Source organism: Bacteroides difficilis, from assembly GCF_048319815.1.
Taxonomy (GTDB): Bacteria; Bacteroidota; Bacteroidia; order Bacteroidales; family Bacteroidaceae; genus Bacteroides; species Bacteroides zhangwenhongii.
The window spans coordinates 2,465,901-2,487,960 of the sequence record NZ_CP182814.1 but is presented as its reverse complement, the minus strand read 5'-3'; the positions used below and the strand labels follow the sequence as shown (position 1 = coordinate 2,487,960).

Here is a 22,060-nt window from a genome sequence, read left to right as displayed (position 1 = left end):
AAAGAAAATATACTTTTATTACTTATTCCTATACCATTCCTGAAGTATATAGAAAGCTTTCTTCTTTTGCCCGCGATTGGATATCAGCCCTTTTCTGTTGAATCCGTCTTGAACTTGCGGCAGCAGTCGTCTCGGAGAACGGAAATCCATTAATATCCAAGGAGAAATACCCGCAACCGGCGGCATCCGTTCATCAATCATCTTCAGCATTTTCTTGTAAAGCTCTTCCTGATATTCTTCTGTCCAAATCTGTGCTTTATCTCCATGATAACCGGCAACAGCTCCTCCACCCATTTCACTAAACACCAAAGGCTTTTCATAATCAACCTCCCAACGCACACGGTCTATCTTCTCATTCAATCCATCATACCATCCCAGATATTGATTGCAAGAGATGATATCTACATATTCACTCATCTTATCCTGAATGGAAAGCACCGTAGCCGACTTGTCCGAACGTTCCATCGCCATACTCAATAAGCGTGAGTTATCTTTTTCACGGGCAGCTTTCGCCAGATTGGACAAAAATCGGTCGCGTGCTTCTCCATGTGGCGTTTCATTGGCTATTGACCAAATGATAACCGCTGCCCGGTTCTGATCCCGTTCAATCATTTCCATCAATTGATTATGTGCATTCTGGTAAGTATCCTTGTTTTCCCACTGAATAGTCCAGTAAACAGGGATTTCCGACCAAACCATCAACCCCATTTTTTCAGCCAGACGAACCATCTTCTCGTTGTGAGGATAATGTGCCAATCGCACATAGTTGCATCCAAGTTCCTTCGCCCAATTCAATAATGTCAAATCCTCTTCTTCCGAGCAAATACGGCCGGAACGAAAAGGAGCTTCTTCATGAATGCTGATTCCCTTTAAAAATACAGGATTGCCATTCAAAAGAATCTGACGACCTTTTGTCTCTATTGTACGGAAACCTATTTCATCCGTCACTTTATCTGTATCCGTGCTCAAAGACACCTGATATAAATAAGGATTCTCCGTACTCCATAAAATCGGTTTTGCCTTTATTTCAAAAGAAGCATAACCTTTAGCGTCTGTCGTAAGCTCCTTTTTGATTCTTAGCCCGGGAATTTCTAACTGAACTTTATGTGAAGCAACTGCTCCGTCCATCTTCACATAACCTGTCAGTGTATCTTTACTTCCTTTCTTCAATTGTACATAGTAGCTGCTTATATAAGTTTGAGGAACCTCAACTAACATCACATCACGCGTGATTCCACCAAAATTGAACCAATCGCAGTTCAATGTCGGCACTCCCTCCGCAGTACGTTTATTGTCAACTTTCACAACTACAAAGTTTTCTCCGTCTTTAATCTGACTCGTTACTTCCATATTGAAAGGAGTATAGCCACCGATGTGCTCTCCCACCTTTGTACCGTTCAAATAAACTTTCGCATCATAATTGGCTGCTCCCAAATAAAGATAGACTCTATGATCTGTCTTTTTATAAAAGAATTTATGCTTAAACCACATGGTTCCCTCATAAAAGAAAAAACGGTCTTCCCAGGTATTCCAGTCGCCCGGAATAGCCATTACAGGTGCTGAATCAAAATCATACTCTTTGTAGGCAGTAACGTTATCTACTACTGGATCTTTGAAGAATCCATTAGGATCGGGTGTACGGCGATAATTATAATATCCCACCTCTAATTGGTCCAATAGATAGCTCCAATTACCATTCAATGAAATAGTTTGCCTCCCATATACATTCTGGATAAGAGGATCCAGTTTGGGATTGCTTTGTGCAGATACGGTCTGTCCCAAAGGTAACAGTACCCACAACAGTGATGCGAGCACCCAAGTCTTTTTCAAATATTCTCTCATAGCATTTTATTTTTAGTTTTCTGATAAATAATACCAAACTACTTTATCTTCAAGCTGCTTATCTCCTTGATAAGCTAAAGCTTCTACATGATTCACTCCAACTTTCAACGCAATCGTCCCGGATACCAATATGTGTTTTTCCCTTTTCTCTAATGGAATTTCTTCTCCATTGAGTTTCAGAATCACTCTTTCGCAATTCGAATAGAGCCTCACACTTGTTTCCGGTTGGGTACGTCCGGTAAACCGACGTTCACAGATGTACACCATTGGCTCCGGATTCCAATTGACTTTATAGAAGTAATAGGCGTCTTTCTTTATCTGTCTGTCATGAGTAATCAGACCTTTATCATTGATTCCCGGTTGATTTCCTTCATTACGGCTATCCGAGGCAAAATCATACGCCGCCCATACGGAAGTACTCCACAGATAAGGACGTTGCTGGATAGCTTTCAAGTAGCCTTCATGAAAATAGGTCTGATAACCCTCCGGATGCCAGTGCCCGTCTATATCCGGTTTCCCATTCCCCTCCTGATGCTGATATGGATGTGCTCCTGCACCGTATTCACTAAAACCGATACAGCGCTGCGGATATTTCTGATGAAGTTTATCGGCAAATGTACCTATCTCTTCTACGGTATTATAATACCATCCGTCATAGCGATTATTGGAATAAACGTCAGTAATCAAGTTGGTAGGTCTTTCGGAAAACATGGCAGCCAATGTGCTGGGACGAGTCGGATCTTCCTGATGTACCAACTTATTCAGTCTCTCAATCAGTGGAACCGGATTCGGACCTTTCCGGTAGTTTATCTCATTGGAAACTCCCCACACCACTATGGATGGATGATTATACAATTGACGAATCAAACTTCTCAATCCGTTTTCACAATTTACTGCAAATTCCTCTGTATCTTTTATCTTATTAATAACCGGAGTCTCCGCCCAACAAATTATTCCCAAAGAATCCAGGTAACGATAAGTAAAATCACCATGCTGATAATGAGATAAACGTATATAGTTACTTCCCATAGCGACGATTCTGTCAATATCTTCCTTGCGTTCGGTATCGCTAACCGCATTCCCTTTATCTTTTCTCTCTTCGTGTAACGATACTCCCCGCAAAGGATATGAGCGTCCATTAAGTATAAATCCCCGATCCGGATCGATAGAATAATAACGAATCCCTAAAGGAAAAGTATAGTTATCTACAATTTCAGAGCCTACCTTCACCTTCACTTCCGCAATATATAAATAAGGATCTTTCTTTCCATTCCACAAATGAGGATTACCTATCCGGAAAGTGCTTGTTATCGGCATAGTGGTTTTAGGAAGAATCATCTTTTCTTCTTTTGTCTCTTTTAGCACTTTACCATCCCGTTCTTTTATAAGGAAAGAGATCACAGCCTTTTGAGCGTTCTTTTCCGTATTGCGCACTTTTGCTGTAAAGGAAAGTATTGCTTCTTTATCCGAAACCTTATCTTGACGAACATATACACCATTCGAACCATAATCTTCTGCAGTGATATGTAATTTATTCTTTTTAATTAATTCTACACCACGAATCAATCCTCCGAAAAAGGTAAAATCAGCAGAAAGAGGAGGGATGGGCAATCCATCAGCATTACTGACTTTCACCAGTAATTGGTTAGACATATCATAACGGACAAACGGAGTGATATCAAATGCAAAAGCGGTATATCCACCCGAATGTGTACCAATCAATACCCCATTCAAATATACTTCTGTCAAATAGTTAGCAGCTCCGAAACGCAAATAAATACATTTGCCCCGATCATTCTTATCAAGCGAAAGAGCACGCATATACCAACCTGTTCCCCGATAATAATCGTCACCGCCATCTTGCCCGTCATACCCATTCCAAGTATGAGGAAGGGTGATATTTGTCCAGACTGCTTGCTGAGAAAGCATAGACACATCAATATCCCCTTTGGCAAATTTCCAATGATCATTCATAGAAATTCGCTGTGCATGAGCAGAACTCAGCAAATAGCAACATAAAATCAAGAAAGTATAAATTAGCTTCATAGTATTCAATATATTTTAATTAGTTAGCATATACACGTACCCAATCAATGATAAAAACTTGTGGAAAGATCGAATTATCTATTCCCTTTTTACCTCCCCAGTTGCCACCTACGGCCAGATTAAATAAAATATAATGCGGTTTGTCAAAGGGCCAATTCTGTGGTGTTTTCTTTTCCGGTGCATATACATAAAAAGGGGTTTCCGGATCATCAATATAAAACTCTATCTTATCTTTATCCCAATTGATGCCATAGATATGGAATCCTTTTTCCAAATTCTTTACCTCTACCTGTTTTTTATTGATGGTAGCACCGTGACTAGAGCGCGTATGCAATGCAGAATGAGCGACACCCGGTTGATAACCCACATATTCCATAATATCAATCTCTCCGCTATCCGGCCAGCCTCCCTCTGTTCCCAACATCCAGAAAGCAGGCCAAATACCCTTACCGATAGCCAACTTCATACGGGCTTCGATACGACCGTACAGAAAATTTCGTTTATTTTTGGTTGAAATGCGGGAAGAAGTATAATCACCTCTTTTCTTGTCATCACCTACTTTCTTTGCAGTAATAACCAGTTTTCCTTTTTTAAAAGAGATGTTGTTTGACGTATAGTTTTGAAGTTCCTTATTTCCCCATCCATCATTCTGTGATCCATAACCGGATGCTATAGTCCAATTACTTTCATCTAATTGTTTGGAATTAAATTCATCACTCCATATCAACCGATGTTGGCTATAAAGAGAAGCGATTGGAAACAACGACAGGCAAATTGCACTTAAAAGAAGTTTTTTCATACTATTACTTTTTGGGGTTGGTGCAAATATAAAACAGGCTTAATCAGTTCCCAAAAATCCAAGCCCTACAAACACTATACAACCTAAAAAAAGTAAAATATCACCCCCCTACATTCACCTGACAACAAGTAACATAACATATTATATTTCAATTATATAACAAATAAATACTCCCCCCTACAAATCAATCATTAACAAAAGATTTTAATGTAGCTATAACTTCCGTCAAATAATAGGGTAAAGCAACAGATTCATCCAACTCCAGTTTTTTTCTTAGACGATATTTAGCCATTTCTACAGAGGAAGAAGACACATTCATTAAAGAAGCTATTTCTTTAGTACTTAAATTTAAACGAATATAAGCACATAATCTTAAATCACTATTAGTTAATTTCGGATGTTTCTCTATCAAACGATCGAAAAATCCATTGCAGGTGTTATTAAAATGTTCGGCAAAATTATCCCAACCACTCTGGTCATTCAACTGCCGTTCAATATCTTTCACTATACGTTGTACTTGCTGCTTAATAACAGGTGACTGGCCCGTATCTATATCCGACACCGCATCTTTTATCTTTTTAAGGAAAGTATTATTCTGTACACCTAGCATTGTTATACTCATCAATTTACTATTTTTATTTCCCAATTCTTCCTGAAGACAATTCAACTGATAACGTTCCATCTCCTCCTTACGTTTTCTTTCCTCATTTAAACGGATCTTTTCTTCTTTCCTTCTAGTTTGAATAAGTATGACTTCATATATCAAGAATACAATGACAACAACCAATAAACTATAAAAGATATAAGCATAAGTGGTGGCATACCATGGTGATGCAATGTGCAACATTACTTGACTCGTTTCCGAATGAATACCATAGCCATTAGTACTTCTTATCTCCAATGTAAAGTCTCCTGAACGAAGATAGGACAACTGAATATATCCTCCGGAAGAATTCTCCCACTTATCGCCACGCTCCACAATACGATATTCCACTTGCCGTTCCCTATTTAAGGCAGTGAGCCACAACCGTACCATATTAATATGCGCAGGAATGGAAAGATTACCTTCTTCCAAACTTAAAAGCCGATTTTCCAACTCTCCTACAATCTCTGCTTTCCTAATATGTGGTTTCTTCATAGAAGACTGACCATTTAATGCAGTAATATTCATAATTCCCAATCCATTCTCCAAACCAATGGCATATATACTATCTTGCAATTGAATCACTTTACGGAATCCTTTGGGTATAAACTGATCTTTCATACGAGCGAACAATCCGGCATTTACCATCACTTTATTATAATTTTTCTGCAATAAACAAACGCCATCTTCATTGATTTGCCAGAACCGGTCATCAAAAGCTTGAATCCTTAATATATCCCGATTGATTGTTGACAATAAAGTAGCATAATATTCATCCGATTGAAGCGTATTATTCAACTCATTATATTTATAAACTCCTCCCTCATTATTCATAAAAATAAGGTCATTACCAACTTTTACCATAAAAGCACGTTTGGATAATGTAGTGGGAACAGTATAAATTTCAGACTCAACAATAGAAGTATAATTGTTGTCGAAACGAAGCCGCATATACCCCCGCCTTGAATGAGTGATCCATAAATTTCCATCTTTATCGAATACACAGTTCTGTACTAAATCATCGTAACCGGATATATTATTACAAAACGTCAGTTTGCCATCCTTCATTTCATAAAGCGATAATCCCACGTAATTTCCGCTAATATAATATCCAGGACGAGAAGGAATCGGAACTAATGTATAGACCCCACTATGTTTTATTTCACGGAATGTACCATTAAAAACACTGAATAGTCCTTTATTATGAGCTACAACCACTTCATCACCTATATGATATAAATCCCAAACTTGCCCCTTAGATTCAGGTACCAAGACAAACTTTGTTTGTTTATCTTCCTTATTCATATAAAAAAGTCCCTTATTAGTACCTACATACAACTGTTCCTCCCGATCCACCGCACAATATACATATCCGATACTTTCTTTAGGGTCAAGCAATAAAGATTCTTCTTTAACACTTTCCTCAATCATCATAATTCCACCATTCAACCCTAACCATATATCACCTTTATTATTAACCCCAACACTCAACACTGTATTTTTCAACCCCATCTGCTCTCCTACTTTCGAAAGAACCGTACCATTTTCATCTATTCTATAAAAACCTGTATTTCCGGTGCCAACTAAATAATCTTCTCCCAAGCGGCTCATAGAAGTAATGCGCATATTGGTTTCATAAGATATATGTTTTTCAATTTTTCCTCTTTCATCCAATAATAATGTCCCTTTTTCCGAACTAAAAAGACGAAGCCTACCGTCACTCGCCAAAGACATATAAACCAAATAGAAGTTTTCCAATTGATCCGTTATCATCTGTTTTTCATACCCATCCAATCGATAAAGATAATTATTTTGCTGTACATATACCTTCTCACCAACAATAAACAAAAAATGAAATCTCATTCCATCATCTGCCAACGGAGTAATCTTACCTGTTACCATATCATACACCAAAAGTGATAATGGAGACTCAAAATAAACTAAACGACTACCGGGCACCTTTGCAATTTTCCAAAATTCCTGAGTCGGAGCACTAGGAGAATTTTCATACAAGACAGTGTATTGCAAATTACCATATTCATCGTATTTCCAATATCCGAACTCATTTACTCCACCACTGTATGCCACTTTATTTTCTTCATCATAAAATACACTTCTCATGATACATTCACTCGGAGTCACATATTTTTCCCACCGTACTCCATCATAAAGTACAATTCCTTCATTTGTGGCAAAATAAACATCATCATATTCTCCTTTAGAAATACTCCACACTTGTGCATCACTTTTATATTCAGAAGGAGTATAAAAACGAACAGGCTTACTGGTTATATTATCTACAGAATTAGAATATAAATTTACACAGCACCAGAGAAATAAAAAAGACAAGAAGTATAGTTTTATCATATAATCAGATTTAAATTCCTGTTCAAACGCTATATAGTTCACTTTAAACTAAAGACAAAAATACGTATTCCTCCCTTTTCTGCAAATTTCCCAAGCTCTAATCTTCATAAAAAAGTAGTTGTATACCGGATAGGTTAAATTTATTTCGTAATTTTGCGGATATATAAAGAATGAAGCTATGCCGGACTATGATTTAATCACCATACTCGGACCTACCGCATCGGGCAAGACTCCTTTTGCTGCTGCTTTGGCCTATGAACTCAACACAGAAATTATCAGTGCCGACTCCCGCCAGATATACAAGGGAATGGATCTTGGCACAGGGAAAGACCTTGCCGACTATACAATAAACGGACATACGATTCCCTATCATCTGATTGATATTGCCGAGCCCGGATATAAATATAATGTATTTGAATATCAACGCGATTTCCTGATTTCTTACGAATCAATTAAACAAAAAGGCCGCCTCCCCGTTTTATGTGGAGGAACAGGTATGTATCTGGAATCCATACTGAAAGGATACAAACTAATGCCCGTACCGGAAAATCCGGAACTGCGTACCCGCTTGGCGAATCATTCCCTTGAGGAACTGACAGAAATATTAAGCCGCTACAAAACATTGCATAACTCTACCGATGTGGATACAGTAAAGCGTGCCATTCGCGCCATAGAAATCGAGGAATATTACGCCACCCATCCGGTTCCCGAACGTGAGTTTCCGGCACTGAACAGCCTTATCATCGGAGTAGATATCGACCGGGAGCTACGTCGCGAGAAGATTACCCGCCGATTGAAACAACGGTTGGAAGAAGGAATGGTAGATGAAGTACGACGTTTGATTGAACAAGGCATTTCACCGGACGATTTGATCTATTACGGGTTGGAATACAAATACCTGACATTGTACGTCATAGGTAAGTTGAGCTATGAAGAGATGTTCAACGGTTTGGAAATAGCCATCCACCAGTTTGCCAAGCGGCAAATGACTTGGTTCAGAGGCATGGAAAGAAGAGGATTTAACATTCATTGGGTGAATGCGACACTTCCAATGGAAGAAAAGATAGCTTTTGTAAAAGAAAAACTGAAAGAGATTTAGTATCTTTGTCGGTTATTAAAGTGAGATTTTAATACAGTAGGATAGGAATACGAATATGAGTGTAGAACCGAACAAATGGGGTGTGATTTACAACCCGAAAGCTGGTACCCGAAAGGTAAAAAAGCGCTGGAAAGAGATCAAGGAGTACATGGACAACAAAGGTGTTGATTATGACTATGTACAATCCGAAGGTTTCGGTTCAGTAGAACGTCTCGCAAAGATTCTAGCCAACAATGGTTATCGTACTATTGTCGTTGTAGGCGGTGATGGAGCATTGAATGACGCCATCAACGGTATTATGCTATCCGACGCTGAAGACAAAGAAAATATCGCACTTGGCCTGATTCCGAACGGAATCGGAAACGACTTCGCTAAATATTGGGGACTCAGCACTGAATACAAACCAGCAGTGGATTGCATCATCAATCATCGGCTGAAGAAAATAGACGTAGGCTACTGTAACTTCTATGACGGCAAAGAACACCATCGCCGTTATTTCCTCAATGCCGTCAATATCGGATTGGGTGCACGAATCGTAAAGATCACCGACCAGACCAAACGTTTCTGGGGAGTAAAGTTCCTGTCATACGTTGCAGCCCTGTTTTCTTTGATATTCGAACGAAAACTATACAGAATGCATTTACGCATCAACGACGAGCATATCCGCGGACGCATCATGACCGTATGTGTGGGTAGTGCCTGGGGATGGGGACAAACGCCCAGTGCCGTACCCTACAACGGATGGTTGGACGTTTCCGTAATCTATCGTCCGGAATTTCTACAGATTATTTCCGGACTATGGATGTTGATTCAAGGAAGAATCTTAAATCATAAGGTAGTGAAAAGCTACCGTACCAAAAAGGTAAAAGTACTTCGGGCACAAAACGCATCCGTAGATTTAGATGGCCGTCTGCTTCCCAAGCACTTTCCTTTAGAAGTGGGAGTACTTCCGGAAAGAACAACGCTTATTATTCCGAACTAATATTGATTGACAACCTGTAATTCATTAAATAACAAAATGATAGAACTTAAGAACAATCCTGCCGGTAACTTTTTCCTATTGGCCGGTCCGTGTGTGATAGAAGGAGAAGAGATGGCAATGCGCATTGCCGAACGAGTAGTAAAAATCACCGGAACATTGCAAATTCCATACGTATTCAAAGGCTCTTACCGCAAAGCCAACCGTTCGCGGCTTGACTCATTCATGGGTATCGGTGACGAGAAGGCACTAAAAATACTACAAAAGGTACGCGACACGTTCGGGGTTCCTACCGTAACGGATATCCATAGTGCAGACGAGGCCGAAATGGCAGCCGAATATGTGGATATTCTCCAAATACCGGCTTTTCTCTGCCGCCAGACAGACTTATTGGTCGCAGCGGCTAAAACAGGAAAGACAATTAACATCAAAAAAGGGCAGTTCCTTTCTCCTTTGGCTATGCAGTTTGCCGCTGACAAAGTGGTGGAAGCTGGCAACAAAAACGTGATGTTGACCGAGCGCGGTACGACTTTCGGTTACCAGGATTTAGTAGTAGACTATCGTGGTATCCCTGAAATGCAGTCATTCGGATATCCGGTCATTCTGGATGTCACCCACTCTTTGCAACAACCCAACCAGACCAGTGGCGTTACCGGTGGTATGCCGCAACTGATAGAAACCGTTGCCAAAGCAGGTATAGCCGTAGGAGCTGACGGACTATTTATCGAGACACACGAGAATCCTGCCGTAGCCAAGAGTGATGGTGCCAATATGCTCAGACTGGACCTTTTGGAAGGTCTGTTGACCAAGCTGGTCCGCATAAGAGAAGCTATAAAATAACTATTTTGCTGTCAATTTGTGATTTAACGCCAAACACTACGACAAATTACTCAGAAACATTTATTTAAATTAAATAGAACATGAAACATTTATTACGTGGATTATTTATTGCAGTTCTTCTGATATGCTGCAATTTCCAGTCCGTACTTGCACAACCGATGCAACAACTGCCTGTGGACAAAAATGTCCGTATTGGCAAGTTAGACAACGGACTGACTTATTACATTCGCCATAACGCACTTCCGGAAAAGCGTGTAGAGTTTTACATCGCACAGAAAGTGGGTTCAATACTTGAAGAGCCGCAACAACGTGGTTTAGCCCATTTCCTGGAACACATGGCATTCAACGGAACAAAGAATTTTCCCGGCGATGAAACCGGATTGGGCATTGTGCCTTGGTGTGAAACAAAAGGTATCAAATTCGGAACAAACCTGAACGCATATACCAGTGTGGACCAGACAGTATACAATATCAGTAACGTTCCTACAGAAAACCCCAATGTAGTAGACTCTTGTCTGCTCATTCTTCATGACTGGTCAAATGCCATCAACCTTGCCGACAAGGAAATCGACAAAGAGCGTGGTGTGATCCGTGAAGAATGGAGAAGCCGCAACAGTGGTATGCTCCGCATCATGACAGATGCACAGCCCACGCTATATCCGGATTCCAAATATGCTGACTGTATGCCCATCGGAAGCATTGACGTAATCAATAACTTCCCTTATCAGGCCATCCGCGATTATTATGCCAAATGGTATCGTCCGGACCTACAGGGAATCGTCATTGTCGGCGATATCAACGCGGAAGAGATGGAAGCCAAATTGAAAAAAGTATTCGAAGATGTGAAAGCGCCTGTAAATCCTGCCGAACGTATCTACTATCCGGTATCAGACAACCAGGAACCGCTTATTTATATCGGAACTGATAAAGAGGTGAAGAATCCTTCTGTAAACATCTTCTTCAAACATGAAGCTACCCCGGATTCTTTAAAAAATACAATTAGCTATTACGCCAGCCAATACATGCTCAGCATGGCTATGACTATGTTGAACAACCGTTTGAATGAACTTCGCCAGACCGCCAACCCTCCTTTCACCAACGCAAGTGCAGGATATGGAGAATTTTTCCTTGCCAAAACAAAAGAAGCATTCAGTCTGGATGCGAGAAGCAAGGTAGACGGTATCGACCTGGCAATGAAAACCGTATTGGAAGAAGCTGAACGCGCACGCCGTTTCGGATTCACCGCTACTGAATACGAACGCGCACGTGCCAATTATATGCAAGGCGTAGAATCTGCTTACAATGAACGTGAAAAGACAAAAAGCGGTTCATACGTTAACGAATATGTAAACAACTTCCTTGATAAGGAACCGATTCCGGGAATTGAATTCGAGTATATGCTCACCAAGCAAATGGCTCCGAATATTCCGGTAGAAGCCATCAATAAGATGATGCAACAACTTATCACAGACAACAATCAAGTGGTTCTGTTGGCCGGTCCGGAAAAAGAAGGAGTAAAATATCCTACTAAAGAAGAAATCGCCGCTTTATTGAAACAAATGAAGTCATTCGACTTGAAGCCGTATGAAGACAAAGTTTCTAATGAACCGTTAATCTCCGAAGATCTTAAAGGTGGAAAAATCGTATCCGAAAAAGCCGGAGAGATTTATGGGTCTACCAAGTTAGTACTTTCCAACGGTGTGACCGTATATGTGAAACCGACTGACTTCAAAGCTGATCAGATTGTAATGAAAGGTGTAAGCCTCGGTGGAACCAGTGTATTCCCGAACGATGAAATCATCGATATTGCCCAATTGAACGGAGTAGCTTTAGTAGGTGGTATCGGTAACTTCAGCAAAGTAGATTTGGGCAAGGCTCTTGCCGGTAAACGCGCATCCGTAGGAGCCGGTATCGGTAATACGACAGAAACGATTTCAGGTAGCTGTTCTCCGAAAGATTTCGAAACAATGATGCAGCTTACTTACCTGACATTCACTTCTCCACGCAAGGATAATGAAGCTTTCGAATCTTATAAGAACCGCCTGAAAGCTGAACTTCAAAATGCGGACGCCAATCCGATGAGTGCTTTCAGCGACACGATTACAAGCGCATTATACAACAATCATCCGCGTGCTATCAAGATGAAAGAAAACATGGTAGACAAAATCAACTATGACCGCATTATTGATATGTACAAAGACCGTTACAAAGATGCCAGCGACTTTACTTTCTACCTGGTAGGAAATGTGGATTTGGAAAAAGTAAAACCAATGATTGCCAAGTATCTGGGAAGCCTGCCGGCTATCAACCGCAAAGAGACTTTCAAAGATAACAAGATGTATATCCGCAAGGGAAAATACAAGAATGAGTTTGCCAAGAAACAGGAAACTCCGATGGCTACCATCATGTTCTTCTATAGCGGCACTTGCAAATACGATCTGCGCAACAATATTCTGCTCAGCTTCCTTGACCAGGCTTTAGATATGGTTTACACAGCAGAGATCCGCGAAAAAGAGGGTGGAACTTATGGAGTAAGCTGTAACGGAAGTCTCGGAAAATATCCGAAAGAAGAACTCATTCTTCAGATTGTATTCCAAACAGACCCTGCCAAGAAAGATAAATTGTCTGCTGTTGTCGTAGAACAATTGAACAAGATGGCAAAAGAAGGTCCGTCTGCCGAACACATGCAGAAGATCAAAGAGTATATGTTGAAGAAATATAAAGATGCACAGAAAGAAAACGGCTACTGGCTTAATAATCTGGACGAATACTTCTATACAGGTATCGACAATACAAAAGATTACGAAAAGATAGTCAACAGCATTACAGCAAAAGAAGTGCAAGACTTCCTCGCTAAGCTGCTGAAACAGAACAACGAAATTCAAGTTGTAATGACTATGCCGGAAGAAGCCAAATAAAATTCTCTAGCATATCAACAGAATGATGATATTCAACGAATTACGCAAACATGGAAGGCTCGCCGCCAAACGGCATCCGATGTATGAAAAGAACAAAGTAGCTAAAATACTCGGTTATGTCATGGGCGCATTTTGGGCCGGTTACCTGATATTCTTCGGTACGACGTTCGCGTTCGGTTTTTCAGATATGGTTCCCAATCGGGAACCATATCACGTTATGAACGGCGTAGTTTTGATTTTTATCCTGGCACTCGATTTCCTGTTGCGTGTTCCGTTCCAAAAGACACCGACACAGGAGGTAAAGCCCTACCTCCTGCTGCCGGTTAAACGGAATCGCGTCATCGACTTTCTTCTTATCCGTTCCGGACTTAGTCTGTTCAACCTGTTCTGGTTATTCCTATTTGTCCCTTTTTCTTTCATCACCATTACCAAATTCTTTGGTACCATTGGAGTCATTACCTATCTCATAGGCATTTTACTTCTGGTTATCGCTAACAATTACTGGTATTTGCTTTGCCGGACACTTATCAATGAACGTATTTGGTGGATTCTGTTACCCATCGTTTTTTACGGTGGAACAGGTTGCCTTCTTTTAATTCCCCAAGACAGTCCGCTCTTCTATTTTTTCATGGATCTGGGAGACGGGTATATTCAAGGGGACATCCTCTATTTTCTCGGCACGATACTGGTCATCATCCTTCTATGGCTGATCAACCGCAAGATTATGTCCGGACTTATCTATGCCGAATTATCTAAAGTAGATGACACCCGGATCAAGCATGTTTCCGAATACAAATTCTTCGAACGTTACGGAGAAGTTGGCGAGTACATGAGACTGGAACTGAAAATGCTCCTACGCAACCGCCGTTGTAAGGGCTCACTGCGCAGTATCACCATCGTAGTTATAGCCTTCTCCACCCTGCTCAGTTTTTCGAGTGTCTATGACGGTAACGTCATGACCTCCTTTATCTGCGTTTACAATTTTGCCGCTTTCGGAATGATCATCTTATCACAAATAATGTCATTCGAGGGTAATTACATCGACGGATTGATGTCTCGCAAAGAATCAATCAGAAGTTTGCTTAAAGCTAAATACTACATTTATAGTATAGGTGAAATCATTCCTTTCCTATTGATGATTCCCGCCATCATCATGCACAAACTGACTCTGTTAGGTGCTTTCGCCTGGTTTTTCTATACCATCGGCTTTATTTATTTCTGTTTTTTCCAACTGGCTGTTTACAATAAGCAGACAGTCCCCCTCAACGAAAAAGTAACAAGCCGCCAAACCAACAGTGCGATACAGATGTTAGTCAACTTTGGGGCATTCGGTGTCCCTCTTATTTTATACAGCCTATTAAATACATTTTTAGGTGAAACGATTACTTACACCATCCTGTTGGTAATCGGGCTTGGTTTTGTCCTGACTTCTCCGTTATGGATCAAGAATGTATATCATCGCTTCATGGAGCGGAGATACGAAAATATGGAAGGTTTCAGAGACAGCCGCCAATAAAAAGTTCATGAATCATTAACCCATATAAACATAGAAAGTCATGATTGCCATTGACAGACTTAGAAAGAATTTCGGTGAAAAGGTTGCGGTAGATATAGAACACTATGAAATCAATCAAGGTGATATGCTCGGCTTGGTAGGAAACAACGGTGCCGGAAAGACAACGCTTTTCCGATTAATGCTCGACCTATTAAAAGCGGACAACGGGAAAGTAGTGATCAATGACATTGACGTAAGCCAAAGCGAAGACTGGAAAAGCTTTACAGGCGCATTTATAGATGACGGATTTTTGATTGACTATCTTACTCCTGAAGAATATTTCTACTTCATCGGAAAGATGTACGGATTAAAAAAGGAGGAGGTGGACGAACGCCTGGTTACTTTTGAACGCTTCATGAACGGAGAAGTGATCGGACACAAGAAACTGATCCGTAATTACTCCGCCGGCAACAAACAGAAAATCGGTATCATCTCCGCCATGCTTCATCATCCGCAATTATTGATATTGGATGAACCGTTCAATTTCCTCGATCCCAGTTCCCAGTCTGTCATCAAACATCTGCTGAAAAAATATAACGAAGAATACCGGGCAACAGTCATAATCTCCAGTCATAACCTGAATCATACGGTAGATGTATGTCCTCGAATAGCTCTGCTGGAATATGGGGTAATCATCCGCGATATAACCAACAAGGACAATTCAGCCGAAAAAGAGTTGGAAGATTATTTTAATGTGAAAGAATGAGGGTATTTACTATTTAAGAATAAACGATGAAAGCAAAATTCAAACTGATACTTATTCTAGTAGGGCTGACCGCCATGCTCAGTTCCTGCCGCACCTCCGCTCCACGTCTGGATTATCAGGCATTGGCACGGGCTTCTATCCTATTAGGGGTGGACATCAATATGGAAGATAACCACAAGCTCTATCTGGAAGCGGCCAATTGGATAGGAACTCCCTATCGTGGAGGTGGAGACTCAAAGAGAGGTACTGACTGTTCCGGCATGGTTTATCAGATATATCGTAAAGTATACCGCATTCAAGTGCCACGCAACACGGAGGCCCTGAAAAACAGGAGCAACAAGATAGCCAAACGAAACCTGAAAGAAGGAGACTTGCTCTTTTTTACCAGCAACCGCTCTAAAAGAAAAGTAGCCCATGTCGGCATCTACCTGAAGAATGGAAAGTTCATTCATGCCAGCACAAGTAAAGGAGTAATAGTCAGCAGGCTAAGTGAAGATTACTATAACAAACATTGGATTAGCGGAGGCAGAATCCGTTAACAATTAAACCCCAAAGTTCCCCTATGAATTATAAAACCTATTTATTTGATTTCGACTATACCCTGGCCGATTCGTCACGCGGCATCGTTAAATGCTTCAGAATCGTACTTACCCGTCACCAATATTTGACAGTCACTGATGAAGCTATCAAACGTACTATCGGTAAAACACTCGAAGAATCTTTCAGCATTCTGACCGGAGTGACCGACCCGGCACAACTTGCAGCCTTCCGACAGGAATACAGGCAGGAAGCAGATATACACATGAACGTGAATACCCGTCTTTTTCCCGACACATTATCAACATTGACAGCGCTGAAAAAACAAGGTGCCCGTATCGGCATTATCTCTACTAAATATCGTTTTAGAATAGTAAGCTTTTTGGAAAAGTATATGCCTGAAGATTTTCTGGATATTGTGGTGGGCGGAGAAGATGTGAAAGCCGCCAAACCTTCACCGGAAGGAGTACGATTTGCTTTGGAACATTTGGGTAGTGCACCTCAAGAGACCTTGTATATCGGAGACAGCACCGTTGATGCGGAGACTGCCCGCAACGCCGGAGTGGACTTTGCCGGAGTACTCAACGGAATGACTACCGCAGAAGAACTGCAAGCTTATCCACACAAAATCATCATGAGAAATCTTGAAGAGTTAGTCCGATAGCAAAAAAATAAAAGAAATATTTGCCGGGTATGAATAAAAATAGTACTTTTGTGCCCGATTATTCCGCAACGGGTTCGACAAAGAGTTCTCTAAGTGATTAAAGACCACCCGCCGGAGCTAACTTATACATTATATATAAGATGTACGCAATTGTAGAAATTAACGGTCAGCAGTTTAAAGCAGAAGCTGGTCAGAAGTTGTTCGTTCACCACATCGAAGGTGCAGAAAACGGTTCAACAGTAGAATTTGAAAAAGTTCTTTTGGTAGACAAAGACGGAAACGTAACAGTAGGTGCTCCTATTGTAGAAGGCGCTAAAGTTGTTTGCCAGGTTGTATCAAACTTGGTTAAAGGTGACAAGGTACTTGTTTTCCACAAGAAAAGAAGAAAAGGTCACAGAAAATTGAACGGTCATCGTCAACAGTTCACTGAGTTAACAATCACAGAAGTAGTAGCTTAATCAATTTAAAAAGTAAGAAGAAATGGCACATAAAAAAGGTGTCGGTAGTTCTAAGAACGGCCGCGAATCAGCAAGTAAGAGATTAGGCGTTAAGATATTTGGTGGCGAAGCTTGCAAAGCAGGCAACATCATCGTTCGTCAAAGAGGTACTGAATTCCATCCGGGTGAAAATATCGGAATGGGTAAAGACCACACTCTTTTCGCTTTGGTAGATGGTACAGTTAGTTTCAAGGTAGGCAAAGAAGACAGAAGATATGTTTCTGTTGTTCCTGCAACTGAAGCGTAATTGCATTACAGAAAATATTCAAGAGAAGGAGATGTAATCCAAGTGATTGCATCTCCTTTCTTTTTTATGTCAGTTTTCATTGCTTGGTTCTTTGTTTTTTCTTTATCTTTGCATCCATTAAACGAAAGTTCATTAAAAGTATAGATATGCTTACCATTAAACAAATTACAGAAAACACAGAGGCGGTTATCCGCGGACTGGAAAAGAAGCATTTCAAAAATGCAAAAGAGACAATCGACCAAGTGATTGCTTTAAACGACAAGAGACGTACTACACAAAATCAATTAGATAAAAACCTGGCAGAGGTCAACTCGCTTTCGCGTACTATCGGACAACTGATGAAAGAAGGCAAGAAAGAAGAGGCTGAATCTGCACGTGCCCGCGTTGCCGAACTGAAAGAAGGTAACAAAGAATTGGATGCTGTCATGACACAAGCTGCAACAGAAATGCAGAACGTGCTCTACACGATCCCCAATGTTCCTTATGACAGTGTACCTGAAGGTGTAGGAGCAGAAGACAATGTCGTAGAAAAGATGGGGGGTATGGAAACAGAACTTCCTAAAGATGCGCTTCCTCATTGGGAATTGGCTAAAAAATACGACCTGATTGATTTCGATCTGGGTGTAAAAATCACAGGTGCAGGCTTCCCTGTATACAAAGGTAAAGGCGCACAACTTCAACGTGCCCTTATCAACTTCTTCCTGGACGAAGCACGCAAGTCCGGATATACCGAAATCATGCCGCCGACAGTTGTCAACGCTGCTTCCGGTTACGGCACAGGACAGCTTCCCGACAAAGAAGGACAGATGTATCACTGCGAAGTAGACGATTTATATCTGATCCCGACAGCAGAAGTCCCTGTGACAAACATCTATCGTAACGTAATTCTGGAAGAGAAACAGTTACCGATTATGAACTGCGCATACACTCAATGTTTCCGTCGTGAAGCAGGTTCATACGGCAAAGATGTGCGTGGCCTGAACCGCCTGCACGAATTCTCCAAAGTAGAATTAGTCCGTATCGACAAGCCGGAACACTCTAAGCAGTCTCATCAGGAAATGCTTGACCACGTAGAAGGCCTGTTGCAGAAACTGGAACTTCCGTACCGCATACTTCGCCTTTGCGGTGGCGACATGAGTTTCACCGCTGCGCTCTGCTTCGACTTTGAAGTATATTCGGAAGCACAGAAACGCTGGTTGGAAGTAAGTTCCGTATCCAATTTCGATACTTATCAGGCCAACCGCCTGAAATGCCGCTACCGTAATGCGGACAAGAAAACCGAGCTTTGCCATACATTGAACGGTTCGGCATTGGCACTCCCCCGTATCGTTGCCGCTTTACTCGAAAACAACCAGACTCCGGAAGGTATCAGAATCCCGAAAGCACTGGTTCCATATTGCGGCTTTGACATGATAGACTAATAAAAGAGCAAGTATATAAAGAGCCACTCATCAAAAGAGTGGCTTTTCTTTTTTGTTTTTCGTAAATAAGCTGTATCTTTGCCGAAATTTATAACATTCTGATAGCAGTTACGTAATAAAACCAACAAAATAATTAGATAATGAACAAAATCATTAGCAAAGAACGCTTTTCTGAGAAAGTATTCAAATTTGAGATTGAAGCTCCTCTGATTGCTAAATCTCGTAAGGCCGGACACTTCGTCATCGTACGTGTAGGCGAAAAGGGAGAACGTATGCCTCTGACTATAGCCGGTTCTGACGTAAAGAAAGGCACTATTACCTTAGTAGTACAGGAAGTCGGGCTTTCTTCAACCCGTCTTTGCGAGCTGAACGAGGGTGATTACATTACGGATGTAGTAGGTCCGTTGGGACAGGCTACACACATTGAGAAGTTCGGAACAGTAGTTTGTGCCGGTGGTGGTGTAGGTGTTGCTCCGATGCTCCCCATCGTACAGGCTTTGAAAGCTGCCGGAAATCGTGTGATTACCGTATTGGCGGGACGTAACAAAGATCTTATCATCCTGGAGAAAGAAATGCGTGAAAGTTCCGACGAAGTAATCATCATGACGGACGACGGTTCATACGGCCGCAAAGGTCTGGTGACGGAAGGTGTGGAAGAAGTTATCAAACGCGAGAAAGTGGATAAATGCTTCGCCATCGGTCCTGCAATCATGATGAAATTCGTTTGCTTGCTAACCAAAAAATATGAGATTCCGACCGATGTTTCACTAAACACTATCATGGTGGACGGAACAGGTATGTGCGGTGCTTGCCGTATTACCGTAGGAGGAAAAACGAAATTCGTTTGTGTAGATGGTCCCGAATTTGACGGTCACCAGGTTAATTTTGACGAAATGCTGAAACGTATGGGTGCGTTCAAGAATATCGAACGCGAAGAAATGCACAAGCTGGAGTCAGAATGCGAAGCCACTAAAGAAATAGACGAAAACAGCCGCAATGCAGCCTGGAGACAGGAGTTGCGCAAATCAATGAAACCCAAAGAACGTACAGCGATTCCCCGTGTAGAGATGAATGAGCTTGACCCGGAGTACCGTTCACACAGCCGCAAAGAAGAGGTAAATCAAGGTTTGACGGCAGAACAGGCAGTTACAGAAGCCAAACGTTGTCTTGACTGTGCTAATCCGGGATGTACCGAAGGCTGTCCGGTAGGTATCGATATTCCTCGTTTCATCAAAAATATCGAGCGCGGAGAATTCCTCGAAGCAGCCAAAACCTTGAAAGAGACAAGTGCGCTTCCGGCTGTTTGCGGTCGTGTTTGTCCGCAGGAGAAACAGTGTGAATCAAAATGTATTCATCTGAAAATGAATGAGAAGCCGGTCGCTATAGGTTATTTGGAACGCTTTGCCGCTGATTACGAACGCGAAAGCGGACAAATTTCAGTACCTGTCATCGCTGATAAGAACGGTATCAAAATAGCAGTAATCGGTTCCGGACCTGCCGGACTGGCATTTGCCGGTGATATGGCTAAGTTTGGCTATGATGTAACTGTATTTGAAGCATTACATGAAATTGGTGGTGTATTGAAATACGGTATTCCCGAATTCCGTCTGCCCAACAAGATTGTAGATGTAGAAATAGACAACCTTGTGAAGATGGGGGTTAACTTTATCAAAGACTGCATCGTAGGAAAAACAATCAGCGTGGAGGATTTGAAGGCAGAAGGTTTTAAAGGCATATTTGTGGCTTCCGGTGCGGGACTGCCGAACTTTATGAATATTCCCGGAGAGAACTCGATCAACATCATGTCTTCCAACGAATATCTCACCCGTGTCAATCTGATGGACGCAGCCAGTGAAGAATCCGACACTCCGGTAGCTTTCGGCAAGAATGTAGCGGTTATCGGTGGAGGAAACACAGCTATGGATTCTGTTCGTACCGCCAAGCGTCTGGGTGCCGAACGTGCCATGATTATCTACCGCCGTTCGGAAGAAGAAATGCCCGCACGTATCGAGGAGGTAAAACATGCCAAAGAAGAGGGAGTAGAATTCCTGACACTCCATAACCCCATCGAATACATAGCCGATGAACAGGGATGCGTAAAACAGGTAGTCCTGCAAAAGATGGAATTAGGTGAACCTGACGCTTCCGGACGTCGCAGTCCTGTACCCATTCCCGGAGCAACAGAAACAATAGACATCGATCTGGCTATCGTCAGTGTAGGTGTATCTCCCAACCCGATTGTTCCGAGTTCTATCAAAGGATTGGAATTAGGACGCAAAGGAACGATTGCCGTTAATGACAATATGGAATCTTCCATTCCCATGATTTATGCAGGCGGCGACATCGTGCGCGGTGGAGCTACAGTCATCCTCGCTATGGGAGACGGCCGCAAGGCTGCTGCTGCCATGAATGAGCAACTAAAAGCAAATGCCGGCAACTAACTACCGGCACTTGCTTCAGCATAATAAAAATAGAATAAGGAAAGCCCCGTCTACATCAAGTAAACGGGGCTTTTCTTATTATTCAAATATCAAAGATACTTTCCTACTTTACCACTTTGTTTGTCTCAGGATCCGGGAAAATAACTGTCGGTTTAAACGACTTGGCTTCCTCAAAATCCATCAATGCGTAAGACATGATAATAACAATATCATCCGGTTGCACCTTACGTGCCGCAGCACCATTCAGGCAAATTTTGCCCGAACCGCGTTCACCTTTGATAATGTAGGTTTCAAAGCGCTCGCCGTTATTGTTATCGGCAATATACACTTTCTCCCCCGCAATCATGTTTGCAGCGTCCAGCAAATCCTCATCAATCGTGATGCTACCCATATAGTTTAAGTTAGCTTCCGTGACGCGCGCGCAATGAATTTTCGACTTCAACACTTCAATCATCATAA

Annotated in this window: 17 protein-coding genes; 12 read left to right on the top strand and 5 right to left on the bottom strand. The window is 41.6% G+C overall.

The window, feature by feature from the left end:
* Positions 1-18: 18 nt before the first annotated feature.
* From ACNOGP_RS09145 to ACNOGP_RS09130, 4 genes are all read right to left on the bottom strand, one after another.
* Entirely contained in the window at positions 19-1,842 is a 1,824-nt protein-coding gene (locus ACNOGP_RS09145; protein WP_186966847.1) for a glycoside hydrolase family 2 protein, read from the bottom strand.
* Positions 1,843-1,854: 12 nt separating this feature from the next.
* Positions 1,855-3,888, bottom strand: coding sequence for a glycoside hydrolase family 2 protein (locus ACNOGP_RS09140; RefSeq protein WP_418214614.1), 2,034 nt, complete (start codon positions 3,886-3,888; stop codon positions 1,855-1,857).
* Positions 3,889-3,907: 19 nt separating this feature from the next.
* Positions 3,908-4,687 (bottom strand): family 16 glycosylhydrolase, encoded by a 780-nt coding sequence (locus ACNOGP_RS09135; protein WP_418214613.1) that lies wholly within the window; start codon positions 4,685-4,687, stop codon positions 3,908-3,910.
* A 184-nt stretch (positions 4,688-4,871) separates the two neighbouring features.
* On the bottom strand, positions 4,872-7,697 hold the full coding sequence (locus ACNOGP_RS09130) for a hypothetical protein (protein WP_418214612.1): 2,826 nt from the start codon (positions 7,695-7,697) through the stop codon (positions 4,872-4,874).
* Positions 7,698-7,875: 178 nt separating this feature from the next.
* Here ACNOGP_RS09130 and miaA point away from each other — a divergent pair, with 178 nt between their 5' ends.
* The 12 genes from miaA to ACNOGP_RS09070 all read left to right on the top strand — a co-directional run bounded on the left by miaA (position 7,876) and on the right by ACNOGP_RS09070 (position 21,601).
* Entirely contained in the window at positions 7,876-8,796 is a 921-nt protein-coding gene (gene miaA, locus ACNOGP_RS09125; RefSeq protein WP_007765136.1) for a tRNA (adenosine(37)-N6)-dimethylallyltransferase MiaA, read from the top strand.
* Between the two features lie 55 nt (positions 8,797-8,851).
* The gene (locus ACNOGP_RS09120) at positions 8,852-9,778 is read left to right on the top strand and encodes a diacylglycerol/lipid kinase family protein (RefSeq protein ID WP_143865441.1); all 927 of its coding nucleotides are present in this window, start codon (positions 8,852-8,854) and stop codon (positions 9,776-9,778) included.
* Between the two features lie 36 nt (positions 9,779-9,814).
* The gene (kdsA, locus tag ACNOGP_RS09115) at positions 9,815-10,615 is read left to right on the top strand and encodes a 3-deoxy-8-phosphooctulonate synthase (RefSeq protein WP_287668734.1); all 801 of its coding nucleotides are present in this window, start codon (positions 9,815-9,817) and stop codon (positions 10,613-10,615) included.
* Between the two features lie 80 nt (positions 10,616-10,695).
* Positions 10,696-13,533: a M16 family metallopeptidase gene (locus tag ACNOGP_RS09110; RefSeq protein WP_195531917.1), complete on the top strand. Its 2,838-nt coding sequence runs from the start codon at positions 10,696-10,698 to the stop codon at positions 13,531-13,533.
* 22 nt (positions 13,534-13,555) lie between these two features.
* The gene (locus tag ACNOGP_RS09105) at positions 13,556-15,049 is read left to right on the top strand and encodes a DUF5687 family protein (protein ID WP_418214611.1); all 1,494 of its coding nucleotides are present in this window, start codon (positions 13,556-13,558) and stop codon (positions 15,047-15,049) included.
* Positions 15,050-15,089: 40 nt separating this feature from the next.
* Positions 15,090-15,794: an ABC transporter ATP-binding protein gene (locus tag ACNOGP_RS09100; RefSeq protein ID WP_007765126.1), complete on the top strand. Its 705-nt coding sequence runs from the start codon at positions 15,090-15,092 to the stop codon at positions 15,792-15,794.
* Between the two features lie 26 nt (positions 15,795-15,820).
* A complete protein-coding gene (locus ACNOGP_RS09095) occupies positions 15,821-16,333 on the top strand; it encodes a C40 family peptidase (RefSeq protein ID WP_418214610.1) in 513 nt (170 codons plus the stop codon).
* 23 nt (positions 16,334-16,356) lie between these two features.
* Entirely contained in the window at positions 16,357-16,995 is a 639-nt protein-coding gene (locus ACNOGP_RS09090) for an HAD-IA family hydrolase (protein WP_418214609.1), read from the top strand.
* 140 nt (positions 16,996-17,135) lie between these two features.
* Entirely contained in the window at positions 17,136-17,453 is a 318-nt protein-coding gene (rplU, locus tag ACNOGP_RS09085; RefSeq protein WP_007765121.1) for a 50S ribosomal protein L21, read from the top strand.
* A 22-nt stretch (positions 17,454-17,475) separates the two neighbouring features.
* The gene (gene rpmA, locus ACNOGP_RS09080) at positions 17,476-17,739 is read left to right on the top strand and encodes a 50S ribosomal protein L27 (RefSeq protein ID WP_007757287.1); all 264 of its coding nucleotides are present in this window, start codon (positions 17,476-17,478) and stop codon (positions 17,737-17,739) included.
* Between the two features lie 146 nt (positions 17,740-17,885).
* Complete coding sequence (gene serS, locus ACNOGP_RS09075; RefSeq protein ID WP_418214608.1) at positions 17,886-19,160, top strand: serine--tRNA ligase; 1,275 nt, start codon at positions 17,886-17,888, stop codon at positions 19,158-19,160.
* A gap of 140 nt (positions 19,161-19,300) precedes the next feature.
* Positions 19,301-21,601 carry a bifunctional dihydroorotate dehydrogenase B NAD binding subunit/NADPH-dependent glutamate synthase gene (locus ACNOGP_RS09070; RefSeq protein WP_055278458.1) on the top strand — a complete coding sequence of 767 codons (2,301 nt, stop codon included), beginning with the start codon at positions 19,301-19,303 and terminating at the stop codon, positions 21,599-21,601.
* 103 nt (positions 21,602-21,704) lie between these two features.
* On the opposite strand, the gene panD is transcribed toward ACNOGP_RS09070, so the two are convergent.
* On the bottom strand, positions 21,705-22,058 hold the full coding sequence (gene panD, locus ACNOGP_RS09065; protein ID WP_007765116.1) for an aspartate 1-decarboxylase: 354 nt from the start codon (positions 22,056-22,058) through the stop codon (positions 21,705-21,707).
* Positions 22,059-22,060: the final 2 nt, after the last annotated feature.

Coding starts and splice junctions, on each gene's coding strand:
- ACNOGP_RS09140 (WP_418214614.1), bottom strand. CDS start 3,888: ATGAAGCTAATTTATACTTTCTTGATTTTATGTTGCTATTTGCTGAGT.
- serS (WP_418214608.1), top strand. CDS start 17,886: ATGCTTACCATTAAACAAATTACAGAAAACACAGAGGCGGTTATCCGC.
- ACNOGP_RS09145 (WP_186966847.1), bottom strand. CDS start 1,842: ATGAGAGAATATTTGAAAAAGACTTGGGTGCTCGCATCACTGTTGTGG.
- ACNOGP_RS09135 (WP_418214613.1), bottom strand. CDS start 4,687: ATGAAAAAACTTCTTTTAAGTGCAATTTGCCTGTCGTTGTTTCCAATC.
- ACNOGP_RS09120 (WP_143865441.1), top strand. CDS start 8,852: ATGAGTGTAGAACCGAACAAATGGGGTGTGATTTACAACCCGAAAGCT.
- panD (WP_007765116.1), bottom strand. CDS start 22,058: ATGATGATTGAAGTGTTGAAGTCGAAAATTCATTGCGCGCGCGTCACG.
- rplU (WP_007765121.1), top strand. CDS start 17,136: ATGTACGCAATTGTAGAAATTAACGGTCAGCAGTTTAAAGCAGAAGCT.
- ACNOGP_RS09100 (WP_007765126.1), top strand. CDS start 15,090: ATGATTGCCATTGACAGACTTAGAAAGAATTTCGGTGAAAAGGTTGCG.
- ACNOGP_RS09090 (WP_418214609.1), top strand. CDS start 16,357: ATGAATTATAAAACCTATTTATTTGATTTCGACTATACCCTGGCCGAT.
- ACNOGP_RS09070 (WP_055278458.1), top strand. CDS start 19,301: ATGAACAAAATCATTAGCAAAGAACGCTTTTCTGAGAAAGTATTCAAA.
- ACNOGP_RS09130 (WP_418214612.1), bottom strand. CDS start 7,697: ATGATAAAACTATACTTCTTGTCTTTTTTATTTCTCTGGTGCTGTGTA.
- kdsA (WP_287668734.1), top strand. CDS start 9,815: ATGATAGAACTTAAGAACAATCCTGCCGGTAACTTTTTCCTATTGGCC.
- ACNOGP_RS09105 (WP_418214611.1), top strand. CDS start 13,556: ATGATGATATTCAACGAATTACGCAAACATGGAAGGCTCGCCGCCAAA.
- rpmA (WP_007757287.1), top strand. CDS start 17,476: ATGGCACATAAAAAAGGTGTCGGTAGTTCTAAGAACGGCCGCGAATCA.
- ACNOGP_RS09095 (WP_418214610.1), top strand. CDS start 15,821: ATGAAAGCAAAATTCAAACTGATACTTATTCTAGTAGGGCTGACCGCC.
- miaA (WP_007765136.1), top strand. CDS start 7,876: ATGCCGGACTATGATTTAATCACCATACTCGGACCTACCGCATCGGGC.
- ACNOGP_RS09110 (WP_195531917.1), top strand. CDS start 10,696: ATGAAACATTTATTACGTGGATTATTTATTGCAGTTCTTCTGATATGC.